Origin of the sequence: Helicobacter cetorum MIT 00-7128 (assembly GCF_000259255.1) — a bacterium.
Lineage (GTDB): Bacteria > Campylobacterota > Campylobacteria > Campylobacterales > Helicobacteraceae > Helicobacter > Helicobacter cetorum_B.
Window position 1 is genome coordinate 1,795,275 of the sequence record NC_017737.1, and the last position, 10,351, is coordinate 1,805,625.

Annotated in this window: 17 protein-coding genes and 1 pseudogene; 12 read left to right on the plus strand and 6 right to left on the minus strand. The window is 30.8% G+C overall.

Annotation, left to right across the window (positions count from 1 at the left end):
• Positions 1–23: 23 nt before the first annotated feature.
• From HCW_RS08200 to HCW_RS08245, 12 genes are read left to right on the plus strand one after another with little or no spacing between them, the layout of a single operon-like run.
• Positions 24–542: a hypothetical protein gene (locus HCW_RS08200; RefSeq protein WP_014661011.1), complete on the plus strand. Its 519-nt coding sequence runs from the start codon at positions 24–26 to the stop codon at positions 540–542.
• A 9-nt stretch (positions 543–551) separates the two neighbouring features.
• Positions 552–998 carry a hypothetical protein gene (locus tag HCW_RS08205; RefSeq protein ID WP_014661010.1) on the plus strand — a complete coding sequence of 149 codons (447 nt, stop codon included), beginning with the start codon at positions 552–554 and terminating at the stop codon, positions 996–998.
• A gap of 19 nt (positions 999–1,017) precedes the next feature.
• Positions 1,018–1,299 (plus strand): hypothetical protein, encoded by a 282-nt coding sequence (locus tag HCW_RS08210; protein WP_014661009.1) that lies wholly within the window; start codon positions 1,018–1,020, stop codon positions 1,297–1,299.
• A complete protein-coding gene (locus tag HCW_RS09495; RefSeq protein WP_155802237.1) occupies positions 1,296–1,472 on the plus strand; it encodes a hypothetical protein in 177 nt (58 codons plus the stop codon). Before HCW_RS08210 ends, HCW_RS09495 begins: the two co-directional genes overlap by 4 nt.
• 12 nt (positions 1,473–1,484) lie before the next feature.
• A complete protein-coding gene (locus HCW_RS08215; protein WP_014661008.1) occupies positions 1,485–1,691 on the plus strand; it encodes a hypothetical protein in 207 nt (68 codons plus the stop codon).
• Complete coding sequence (locus HCW_RS08220) at positions 1,691–2,446, plus strand: hypothetical protein (protein ID WP_014661749.1); 756 nt, start codon at positions 1,691–1,693, stop codon at positions 2,444–2,446. The genes HCW_RS08215 and HCW_RS08220 overlap by 1 nt, the downstream gene beginning before the upstream one ends.
• Positions 2,447–2,449: 3 nt before the next feature.
• Complete coding sequence (locus HCW_RS08225) at positions 2,450–2,803, plus strand: hypothetical protein (protein WP_014661750.1); 354 nt, start codon at positions 2,450–2,452, stop codon at positions 2,801–2,803.
• On the plus strand, positions 2,800–2,952 hold the full coding sequence (locus HCW_RS09500) for a hypothetical protein (RefSeq protein WP_014661751.1): 153 nt from the start codon (positions 2,800–2,802) through the stop codon (positions 2,950–2,952). Before HCW_RS08225 ends, HCW_RS09500 begins: the two co-directional genes overlap by 4 nt.
• Positions 2,952–3,476: a hypothetical protein gene (locus HCW_RS08230; protein WP_014661752.1), complete on the plus strand. Its 525-nt coding sequence runs from the start codon at positions 2,952–2,954 to the stop codon at positions 3,474–3,476. Before HCW_RS09500 ends, HCW_RS08230 begins: the two co-directional genes overlap by 1 nt.
• Before the next feature lie 11 nt (positions 3,477–3,487).
• Positions 3,488–5,551 carry a type IA DNA topoisomerase gene (locus HCW_RS08235; RefSeq protein WP_014661753.1) on the plus strand — a complete coding sequence of 688 codons (2,064 nt, stop codon included), beginning with the start codon at positions 3,488–3,490 and terminating at the stop codon, positions 5,549–5,551.
• Positions 5,552–5,605: 54 nt separating this feature from the next.
• Complete coding sequence (locus HCW_RS08240; RefSeq protein ID WP_014661754.1) at positions 5,606–6,073, plus strand: hypothetical protein; 468 nt, start codon at positions 5,606–5,608, stop codon at positions 6,071–6,073.
• On the plus strand, positions 6,043–6,837 hold the full coding sequence (locus tag HCW_RS08245) for a nucleotidyl transferase AbiEii/AbiGii toxin family protein (protein ID WP_014661755.1): 795 nt from the start codon (positions 6,043–6,045) through the stop codon (positions 6,835–6,837). The genes HCW_RS08240 and HCW_RS08245 overlap by 31 nt, the downstream gene beginning before the upstream one ends.
• 62 nt (positions 6,838–6,899) lie before the next feature.
• On the opposite strand, the gene HCW_RS08250 is transcribed toward HCW_RS08245, so the two are convergent.
• The 6 genes and pseudogenes from HCW_RS08250 to HCW_RS08270 form a co-directional block, all read right to left on the minus strand.
• Positions 6,900–7,535, minus strand: a complete 636-nt coding sequence (locus tag HCW_RS08250; RefSeq protein ID WP_043902694.1) for a hypothetical protein — start codon at positions 7,533–7,535, stop codon at positions 6,900–6,902.
• Positions 7,513–7,889, minus strand: a pseudogene (locus HCW_RS08255) (hypothetical protein). Before HCW_RS08255 ends, HCW_RS08250 begins: the two are co-directional and overlap by 23 nt.
• A gap of 46 nt (positions 7,890–7,935) precedes the next feature.
• Positions 7,936–8,604 carry a ParA family protein gene (locus tag HCW_RS08260; RefSeq protein ID WP_014661758.1) on the minus strand — a complete coding sequence of 223 codons (669 nt, stop codon included), beginning with the start codon at positions 8,602–8,604 and terminating at the stop codon, positions 7,936–7,938.
• 307 nt (positions 8,605–8,911) lie between these two features.
• Positions 8,912–9,085: a hypothetical protein gene (locus HCW_RS09505; RefSeq protein ID WP_155802267.1), complete on the minus strand. Its 174-nt coding sequence runs from the start codon at positions 9,083–9,085 to the stop codon at positions 8,912–8,914.
• 5 nt (positions 9,086–9,090) lie between these two features.
• On the minus strand, positions 9,091–9,417 hold the full coding sequence (locus tag HCW_RS08265) for a hypothetical protein (RefSeq protein WP_014661759.1): 327 nt from the start codon (positions 9,415–9,417) through the stop codon (positions 9,091–9,093).
• Between the two features lie 9 nt (positions 9,418–9,426).
• Positions 9,427–9,804 carry a hypothetical protein gene (locus HCW_RS08270; RefSeq protein WP_014661760.1) on the minus strand — a complete coding sequence of 126 codons (378 nt, stop codon included), beginning with the start codon at positions 9,802–9,804 and terminating at the stop codon, positions 9,427–9,429.
• Between the last annotated feature and the right edge of the window lie 547 nt (positions 9,805–10,351).

Below are 10,351 nucleotides of genomic sequence, written 5' to 3' on the forward strand. Positions count from 1 at the left end.
CAAAATTTAAATAGGAGTAAAAGATGATAAAAAAATATGAATTTTTAGAAAAATACCCTCCAATTTGGAAACGCCCCAATTATCAAAGACCCCCTGAAGTCAATGAAGAAATCTTAAATAAAGGCATAATAACTAAAATTATGTTTTCCAAACACTCGTTAATGGCGGAGTTTAGCAGGAATATATTTTCTAAATTAGAGCCATATAAACAGCTTTTAGTTCCCTTAGAAAAAATTGATTTCAATCATTTAATTTTTACATTACTTGAAAAAGCTATTTGTCAAACTTTAAAAGATGAAAAGGATTTTTTAAGTTCCTTTACTAAAGCCAAGCAAGAAAATTCTCTATTAGAGTTTAGTGAATTGAGAAAAAGGGACTTAACAGAAGTATTGAGTAAGCTTTGCGAAGAAATTTTAGCAGATGGCAATAACGCTCAAATCATTATGGATACGACAAATTATTTAGTTGGAATAGATGGTGGCTTATTTTTAACTAGCACCACTCCATTGATACCCCTTGAAGACTACGATGATATTTTTTAAGGACTAAGAATGCAAAAGCTACTAGAAACATACAAACAAATAAAAACTAAAGACAAGTTTGCCAACTTGATAATACCTAATCAACTAGAAACTAAGAGAGATTTCTATCTTTTCAATAAGATACTATTTCAATACAATTTTCTTTTTGGCATTAGATTTGTTATTGAAAATAACAAATGGCGCAAATCAGGGTGGTGTAGAGTAGAACTACAAGATGTAGATTTTACGCATTTGGTATATAATATTTTATCCCCTGCCATTCTAAAAACATTTAAAAATACAGATTTTATAGAAAATTTTAAACAAGACCTAGAAACAAAACGCCCTATTGAATTATCTCCAAAATACAGAATAAGACATAAATTTGAAAATCTGTATAAAAGGATTGCTACAGAACAAAATAGAGAAGTCATTCTCAAGACTTCTGAATATTTAATAGAAGTAGTGCATAGCTAAATTGAATTAAGGGGTAATAATGAAACAAAATCAATGTGTTATAAATTTTAGGTTTCAGTGCGAACTTGAAAACCTATTAAAAACATTCAATAAGGAAGAGCAAGAGAGTTTTAATCATTCGCTTTGCTCTATTATGAAACTCTTACTAGACAAGAAAGATACTAAGCCTAATCAAAAACTAAAACAAGACTTTGAAAGCTTAGGTAAGACTTACACGATTACCTATGAGTTTTTTTGGCTCTTAATGGAACATAATATGAAATTAGAAAAGCATTTATGTTTGCAAGGGCTAACAAGATGAATTGGATAATTTTCTTTTACATACTCTTTGTAATCAAATCTATCGTTGATTTGCACTTTTTAAATAGGGATTTCAAGGAACTTAAAAGTGAGTGGGACAATCTTAAGAACACTTTTGATGAATTTGAAAACTATTGCGAATATTGTGGGCTTAAAAAGAACCAAAATGGATAAGGAGTTAAAACAATGTTTGAATTAGGATTTTTTCTATTCTTAGGGCTTTATATTGTTAATTCTATCTACTTGTATAAAGCCTTAAATTGCACCAAGCAATCTCAAGAAAATTTTATAAATAGACATAGCGAACTATTAGAAAGTTTGCTTGATGATGTAAGTGAGTGCAAAAAGAGATTAGAAATTTTAGAACAAAAATCAATTAAGGAGTTAAGGTAATGAAAGAGAGTATCAAAGAAGTTATCTTTGCCGACAACGGCAAATGGGCTAGAGAATGGTGGGCTGATGAGACATACTATTGGACTAAATATATCGTTTATGATGGATTTGTTACAACTAGCGATTGTATTTTGCTAACCCCTAAATCCATAGGGCAAGATAGTAGCATTCATGGAATGCACCCTGTGGAATACGCTTTAAAGAAAAAAGGCGAATTAAATATCCAAAAAGTTAAAAAAATAGATTGTCCTATGAGTGAAAACATGCGAGAAAAACTTATTAAAGAGGGCAATATCGTTGAGCTAGTTCTTGAGACTATGACCCACAAGAATGAAAAAACTATTTCATTTGTCTTTGATGTATTGCTAGGTAAAGACAGCGACTTGTCTAACAAACATCGCATTGAAACGCTTATTGGACTAGAGAAAGAATTAGAGAAAGATGATTTTAACAAACGCTTTAGAGAGGAATTAGAGAGCTATAAAAACTATACAGACCCTAAGCTCTTTGTAGAAGTGTATTTTGAAAAGGAAAATGCCTTTGATAGCATTTCCAAAATGCTTGTTATTCTACAAAGGCTTATGCACTCTATGAGAAAAATTTTCTATCACTATGAAAAACGAGAGCTAGGTGAAGAGTATTTTTACAATGACATTGATAACTACAAGGAAATCTTGCAAGAACACCAATACCAAGAGCAACAAAACTTTTTAATTCAAATGGAAATGTTGAGCCTTGATGAGATTAAGGGGTAAGTTATGAATAACAATAAATTTACCCTTATTAAAAGGGATTATTACTTTGTCAATGGCGAATTTTTTAATAGCTTGCAAGAGCTTAAAAATGCTAAACAAAGGATTAGAGATAGTTTTTTAGATACTTTAAAAGACCAAAATTTTGGCTTTACTACACAATGTGTCTTTTTTAAAGCCCTAACTGAGCATGTAAGCGTAATAGCTTTAGAAGTGGAATACAAACATTCAAAAGCTCTTTTTTTCTTGATCTGTGCCACTAGCAAACAAAGAGCTGAGTGGTTTATTACGCAGAAGTGCTTTAAAGACTTTTTAAAAGCAAATGGCTATGAAAAACAAAAGAAAGGAGTTAAGCAATGAATTACGATGTTTTAATGGGATTTTTAGCGTTAATCTTGCTAATTCTTTGGTATGCCTATGGATTAAGGCAATATCTTAAGTTAAAAGATGAGAATAAGAAATTAAAAGAGAAATTACAACGCTGTAATCTAAATAAGGAGTTGCAATAATGAATAATACAGAAATAAAAGACACGCAGTTAGAGACTTTACAATACAAACATTGTCCTTTCTGTTGTGATAAAAAAGATTGTAGTTGCTGGGATTTTTTAGTAGGTTACAATAAAGAACTAGAATATTTTTCAAGAAATTTAAAATCTTTATGGAAATTACTTGAAGTTACAGACAGAGAGTTTATTGATAAAAAAATAGCCAATTTTTATCCTTTTGGTTCGGCTTATGCAACTCGTGTTAATGAAAATCAATTTAAAGATAAATTAATGAAGTTACATAAAAGTTTTTCTTTTTACCAATATATTTTGTATAACATTGTCAATATGATTTCAGAAAAATACACACTTATTCCTAATAAAAAATACAATAAGCAAATTCTTATCCCCAAAAAGACTTTTAATAAGCTTTTCTTAGATTTAAGTCGTAACCATAACTTCACGCTAAAAACAAGTCAAAAAATAATAGAAAAAGCCCAAAAACTTAATGAAATTTTATGCGAAATGCAATCTTTAAAACAATAAGGAGTTAAACAATGAATAACAGCGTCATTATTATTGAAAGTCCTAATAAAGTGGCTAAGATTAGAGAAATCACAGGGGCTAAAGTTTTTGCTACCATAGGGCATTTTTTACAGCTTAAAAGTTATGATGCAAACAATGGCTTTAAGCCGACCTTTGAATATGACCCCCAAAAGAAAAAGCGTATTTTTGAGATGATAGAGGCGTGTAAAAACAAAAAGGTTTATATCGCCACCGACCCTGATAGAGAGGGCTATGCTATAGGCTATATGTTCTATCATAAAATCAAAAATGTAGCTAGTTCTATTTATAGGGCAGAGTTTTTTGAAATCACGCCAAGTGGGATTAATAAGGGCTTACAAAACGCTCTTTTATTTGAAAACACCAACAAGCAAATGTATCAAAGTGCTTTAGCAAGACGAGTTGCTGATATGCTCTTAGGTTTTACGCTTTCCCCTTATTTAGGTAAGGCTTTAGGACAAATGAAAGGCTCTAGTGCCGGAAGAGTGCAAACGCCTTGTTTAAAGCTTATTGTAGATAGAGACAGAGAGATTGAAAAATTTAAGGCTTTACCAGAAAATGAGAAAGTAAGCTATCAAATCCAAGCTAAGATTAATGACAATGCTAATAGAGAAGTAACTATCAAGCATTGCGATGAAAAGGGCGAAGAAATCAAGTTCAATTCTAAAGAAGAGGCTTTAAAACTCTTTGAGAGTTTAAAGGATAATAAAGCCTGTCTTTTAAAGGATTTAAAAAATTCTGTTGTAGAGACTAAACCCAAAAAGCCCTTTATCACTTCTACGCTTTTAGAAAAAGCGAGTTCTGAATTAGGTTTAAGTATCGCTGAAGTGCAATCTCTAGCTCAAAATCTCTTTGAGGCTGGGCTTATTACTTACATTAGAACGGACGCTGAAAGTTTGAGCGTGGAGTTTTTAAATGAGGCAGAGAGCTTTTATGCACCTATTTATAAAGAAGTGTATCAAAAAAGAGAATACAAGGCAGGTAAGCAAAGCCAAGCAGAAGCCCATGAGGCGATTAGGATTACGCACCCCCATACTACTGAAGATTTAGAAAGCATAGTCTATAATGCTAACATTACTAATCAAGACGCTTTAAAACTCTATAGATTGATTTTTGAAAGAACTATTGAAAGTCAAGGCAAGAATGCTATCTATGACAAGCAAGACTTGCTCTTTAAAATCAAAAATGAGTATTTTAAATGTTCTGTAAAGAGTTTAAAAAGTGCTGGGTTTTTAGCAATGTTTTCTAAAAAAGAGCCAGAGAGCGATGAAAGTAATGATGACAAAGACCATAAAGAAAAAGAGCAAAACGCACAATTTAATCTTAAAATTGATGATATGTTAAATCTAAATGCCCTAGATTTAGCTACCATTAAAAGAAATGCCCCAAGTGCTTATAAAGAGGCAGGTTTTGTAAAGCTTTTAGAAAATAAAGGCATAGGAAGACCTAGCACTTATGCGAGTTACTTGCCTACGCTTTTAAAAAGAGAATATATCACTATTAGCCAAGATAAAAAACACACCATTACCCCCACAAATAAGGGTAAAAGAGTGATAGAAGTGTTTGAGAATGCTTATCAATTCATTATTGATTTGACCTACACCAAGCAAATGGAAGAAGTGCTAGATGAGATTGTAGAAAATAAAAGCTCTTATGTAGATTTTATAGGCAATTTAAGTTCTAAATGCCCCAAAATTGAAAAGCTAGAAAGAAATGATGATGAGACAATAAGACCTAGTAGTGAGGGGCAAATCAAGTATGTAGAAAGCATTCTAGCTGATTTGCAATTAAGCTTAAGTGATGAGTTTAAACACTACAAAGAAGATAACAGAGTGGCTAAGGCATTTTTGGATAGATACATTAAAGAGCATGAGTTCTTTAAGAAAAACAATAAAAAGGCTAGTAACTCTAACAATGATGAGATTAGACCTGCTACACCTAAACAGATTAGCTTTGCTGAGAGCTTGGCTAAAAAGCACAATGTCAAGCTCCCTAAAGATTACAAAAACAATATTAAAGTGTGTGCGGAGTTTATTGCTAAATATAGTAAGAAGTAGTAAGTAAAATTTTGCTAAACTAGAACCTAATTAAAACTAATGAGGGAGTTTAGCATGTTATACATTCCACCCACTTCTAAAGAAGTCTATGTTAGCTCTATTGTGGCTTTAAATATCCACTCCCCACAAGGCACAGGGGATTGGCATAGCTCAAGGGCTTTAATGCCTAATGCCATTGATTTGTGTTACTACATTTATGGTAAAGACCAAGAAAGAAACACCAATCATCTACTAGGTAGTTTAGGCATTATAGATGGCACAGAGAGGCTAAATAAAATGGGCTATTACCCTAAAAATACCCCCACTTATATTGCAGACCACCCAAGAGCTTGTGTGGATTATCTCTATATGTCTGTGTTGCAGTCTGGCATTTTAGGGGAAGTTATGCTAGATGAATGGTTTCCTAGTATAGAAGATAAAGAGAGTGTATATGCCCTTATAGAAGTGATGAAACCAAAACTTAGTGCTAAAGAAAGAGAGAATTTAGATAAATGGATAGCAAGAAACCCCATTATAGAGTGATTTTAAGCGAACAAGAAATCTATCATGAAAAACTCATGAGAGCCATTGTTAAAAATCTAGCCGACACGCCTATGGTTTTAAAGGGAGGAACGGCTTTATATTTAGGCTATGGCTTAAATCGTTTTTCAGAAGATTTAGACTTTGATTGTCATAAAAAAATCAATCTCTTAGGCAGGGTAAAAAGCGCTATTCCTAGTGGCATTATTTTAAATGATATTCACATTAAAAAAGATACTGATAGCGTGGGGCGTTATATGGTGCGCTATGCTACCAAAGACAATAAGGAAGAACAAACCTTAAAGCTAGAAGTATCCTACAGAGACGCACCAAAAGAGAGTGAAGTCAATGTGATTGAGGGAATGAAAATTGCCAAAGTAGAGCGTATCATTGATAACAAACTCTGTGCTTGTTTTGATGGGGAACATACAAGAACTAAAGCAAGAGATTTATTTGATTTACATTTTTTAGCCAAACATTATGAAGAACACTTTAACTTAGATTTAGCAAGTCGTTTAAAAGAATTTAGCAAAGACCCTGATAAATTAGTGAGCGATTATAAACAAAATAAGAGTGAAGATATTTTGCTTAACAAGGTTATGGACTTAGAAGAAACAGCCCTAGAATTAGGGATAATGGCTCATTTAATGCATAAAAAACTTAATAAACAATCTCATTCCCTTAATGCCTTACAAGAACCTAACATTGATGATAATAGTTTAGATAATTCTAACAAAAACACCCACACACCTAAGCGTAGGCGATAAGTAATCTTATTAAGTGGGTATTTGATAGTTTTAGTTGTTTTATCTTGTTAATTTAATTTTATTCAAATTAGCTTAATACCCTTACTCTCTAAAATCTCTTTAAAACTTTCTTGCAATTTCTTAGAAAATAGCTCTATGGCGTCTTTGTCTTTAAAATCTTTGATTTCTTCTGTAGGTTCATAACTCAAAAATTCTCTAATCTCTTTAGCATACTCTTTTACTAAAACTTGCAACAAGTCAATGTCATAAGAAAACTTATCTTTAAGAACATTTTGAGCGAAATCTAGCATGCATTCATCATAGGTTTCTATGCTTTCTGAAACCACTTCTGTTAAGTCGCTTTCTTTAACACCATTTAGAAATAGATAGTAATCAAAGAGCCTATCTTCTTTTTCTTCATTTAGCCATTCTAAGTCATCTTCATATTCTTCTTCATCAATGGGGCGAAAATCACTAGGAATAGTGCTTTCATAATCAATAGGACTAAATTTACACATAAAGCGTGAAATGAGTATTTTGGGAACCACATTAGATAGTGTTTTATGAAACACCATATTGGCTAAGGCATTAGCTAAGATTAACTTCTTTATTAAACTAGCTTGGCTAATTTCTTGCTCTAGTGTATCCTTAAACTTTAAAGGGGTGTCTTTATAGACTACCTTGTTAGTAAAAAATTCATTCAAGTTCATTGTTTTCATTATTGCCCTTTTTTTGTAATTGTTCTAGTTGTTTTAAAAGCTTTTGCTCTTGGGTGTTTTTCTGTGTTTTAAATGTCTAATAAGCGCTTCTTCAATAAAAGTGCTTCGTGTCTCTTTAAATGAGCCAAATTCTAGCAAAAATTCATCAAGTTCTTTTATTACAAAAGGACTAAAGGCAATGTTAAAGCTCTTCTTCTTATCTTCATCTAACAAGCTCTTTTTACGCCCCCTTTTTTTAGGGGTTTTTACTTCTTTTATGTTAGGCTCTTGTTCTAAGGGGGTATCTTTCTCTTGCTCGGCTTTTTGTCTTTCTTCAAGCTTTTTTTCTAAATCATCAATTTGTTGTAAATCCATACTTGTATGCTCCTTATTATATTTATTTTTGTGCTTTTTAACTCTTCTAAAGCGCATGCTTTCTCTCTTTTTCTAAATGGCTTTTTAATTCGTTATAAAAATTAGCCCATTCATTGATAGCTTTCTTATCGCTATATTCTATGACCCCTAAACCTTCGCTTACACTACGCTTATAAACAATGCGTTCACTCAAAGAATTTTCTAAGAGCGTAATTCTATCACTAGGATTATTTTCTTTAATAAACTCTATTAAAGCTTGTCTTTCTTTAAGGGTAGGAATAGTAGGCATTCTATTGATGACAATTAAAGCTCTTAGATTTTCATTAAGCTCTTGGAGTTGCTCAATTCTTTCTAACATATTAGCTAAGACTTCAGTGTCTAATTGGCTAGGGGTTGTTGGCACTAGCACAATATCACTTAAAAGCATAGCTTTTTGGGTTTCTTTGCTATATTCCCCCTTAGTATCAATAAGGATATTTTCATACTTAGATACCATTTGTTTTAAAGTATCACTAAAGCCACTACTACGATTAAATAGGCTAAAAGTTTTATGTTCTTTTTCAGCACGAATTTCAGTAAAAGTCTCCATAGATTTTTGACTATCTGTATCTAAAACAACCACTTCTTTATTGTTTTTTAGTAATTGCACAGCTAAGTTTAAACAAAGCGTGCTTTTACCACTACCACCCTTTTCATTAGCAATACAAATGGTCATGCTATTTTCCTTAATTTAATTGTTTTAAAAGTATATCACAATTATATAGATTTTGAATTAACTTTAAACAATTTGATTATTTAAGATTATTTGTATAAACAGAATAGATAATTAAATTTAATAAGGGATAATAAAACTATGTTGTTTAAAAAGTATTTAGTCTTTAATTTAATATTACAATGTTAAAAGAATTTATTCTTATCTAGCTTATATCATTAAACTATCAATAAATTAAGTTATCAATTAAATTTAAAGCATTTTAAGTGGGACTTTTACAATGGTGTTGTTGTGTGATAACTAGAACTTATTATCTAATGTTTCTTGTATAAAGAAAGGTAAAAATAAGCATAGCCAAAGCATTAGCCAAACTCCCTATAGCTCTGTCTATATGATTGATAACTAAAAGCACGATTAGAATAAAGACACACAAAGGGAATACGCTTTCTGGGTGTTTATTAAAAAAGTCTTTTAGTTTTTTCATGCTATTTACTCATTGAAAACTTTTTGAAATTTCAAAAAATAAGGGTCTTTAAGCATTTCTCTAGCAATCTTTAAAGTTTTAGGTGGCATTAGAATAAGGGTGTAGTTATCCTTATTATTCACGTCAAAAAATACGCCTATAATACTTTTTTGGCTTTCTAAATGCGTAAATTCCTGATGAATAGGAGCATACATGGCAGATTCTATCCCTAGATTTTTTAATAAATCTTCTATAGCTCTTTTTCTTACTTTGACAATCTTTTCATAGCTAGTAAGCTCTTTAAAATCCACGCTTAAAGCAAAAGTTTTGTCTTTTAGTTTGATAAATTCCATGTATTCTCCTTATTTTATCTTTGTCTTTTTAGTTTTGATTTTTTTATAAGTATCTACACAAAAATCAATAATAGCTCCCACTAATATAGCAAAAGGAAAAATGCCAAGTAAAACAATTTTTTCTAGAGTGTAAAATACTCTCTTGTAAAATCTATCTTTAATCCTTAAGCATAGCTCATCAAAATCTATAATTGCCTTTAATTCTCTCTCTATTAAACTTTTATTTTCTAGCATTTTAAATAGACTTTTTTTAACCTTTTTGTCGTATCTAATAACGATGTAAAGAGACTTTTTATTGGCTCTTTCTCTTACTTCTATATTTTTAAAATGTTCTTTGGTTAGTTCTACATTACAATGTTTAAAAACTTCTAGGATTTTTTCTTCCATTGTTTTAATTCCCTTATTTAGTTGTTTTATTATTATAGCATAATTCTATATGTTTTTAATTAACTTAATAGATTTTACTTAATTAAATTGTTTTATAAGTATTTAGTTGTTTTTTATTGATTATTTAAATAATCAAATACTTAAAAATTATATAGTCTAATATCAAATTAGAATAGATAAAAGCAAAAATAATCCTAAGCACTTCTACACTTGATAGATAAAAAATGCGTAATTTCTTTAAAAAAAGATTTTTTTAACATTAAAAAGGAGTGAAAAACTATCATTTTAGCTTAAAAATAGCTTAAATTTTAAGGTTTTTTACCTAAATTTTTATGTTCATTTACTTTTCATTTACTTTTAGACTAAGTTACGCATTTTAGGGGGTTATAGCGTTTGAGCCTAAAAAATGTGTGCGTACACACTTGCGTTTTTTGCTTAATTTTAGCTTAAAAAGTGGCATATGTGTGCGTACACACTTTGAAAAAGTAAATAAGTCAAGACCTTGATTTCTTCGTAATCTTAATGGCATTCTAAAAAGATTTTTCAA

Coding starts and splice junctions, on each gene's coding strand:
- HCW_RS09495 (WP_155802237.1), top strand. CDS start 1,296: ATGAATTGGATAATTTTCTTTTACATACTCTTTGTAATCAAATCTATC.
- HCW_RS08210 (WP_014661009.1), top strand. CDS start 1,018: ATGAAACAAAATCAATGTGTTATAAATTTTAGGTTTCAGTGCGAACTT.
- HCW_RS08265 (WP_014661759.1), bottom strand. CDS start 9,417: ATGGAATTTATCAAACTAAAAGACAAAACTTTTGCTTTAAGCGTGGAT.
- HCW_RS08220 (WP_014661749.1), top strand. CDS start 1,691: ATGAAAGAGAGTATCAAAGAAGTTATCTTTGCCGACAACGGCAAATGG.
- HCW_RS08225 (WP_014661750.1), top strand. CDS start 2,450: ATGAATAACAATAAATTTACCCTTATTAAAAGGGATTATTACTTTGTC.
- HCW_RS08235 (WP_014661753.1), top strand. CDS start 3,488: ATGAATAACAGCGTCATTATTATTGAAAGTCCTAATAAAGTGGCTAAG.
- HCW_RS08270 (WP_014661760.1), bottom strand. CDS start 9,804: ATGGAAGAAAAAATCCTAGAAGTTTTTAAACATTGTAATGTAGAACTA.
- HCW_RS08230 (WP_014661752.1), top strand. CDS start 2,952: ATGAATAATACAGAAATAAAAGACACGCAGTTAGAGACTTTACAATAC.
- HCW_RS09505 (WP_155802267.1), bottom strand. CDS start 9,085: ATGAAAAAACTAAAAGACTTTTTTAATAAACACCCAGAAAGCGTATTC.
- HCW_RS08260 (WP_014661758.1), bottom strand. CDS start 8,604: ATGACCATTTGTATTGCTAATGAAAAGGGTGGTAGTGGTAAAAGCACG.
- HCW_RS08205 (WP_014661010.1), top strand. CDS start 552: ATGCAAAAGCTACTAGAAACATACAAACAAATAAAAACTAAAGACAAG.
- HCW_RS08245 (WP_014661755.1), top strand. CDS start 6,043: ATGGATAGCAAGAAACCCCATTATAGAGTGATTTTAAGCGAACAAGAA.
- HCW_RS08200 (WP_014661011.1), top strand. CDS start 24: ATGATAAAAAAATATGAATTTTTAGAAAAATACCCTCCAATTTGGAAA.
- HCW_RS08250 (WP_043902694.1), bottom strand. CDS start 7,535: ATGAAAACAATGAACTTGAATGAATTTTTTACTAACAAGGTAGTCTAT.
- HCW_RS08240 (WP_014661754.1), top strand. CDS start 5,606: ATGTTATACATTCCACCCACTTCTAAAGAAGTCTATGTTAGCTCTATT.
- HCW_RS08215 (WP_014661008.1), top strand. CDS start 1,485: ATGTTTGAATTAGGATTTTTTCTATTCTTAGGGCTTTATATTGTTAAT.
- HCW_RS09500 (WP_014661751.1), top strand. CDS start 2,800: ATGAATTACGATGTTTTAATGGGATTTTTAGCGTTAATCTTGCTAATT.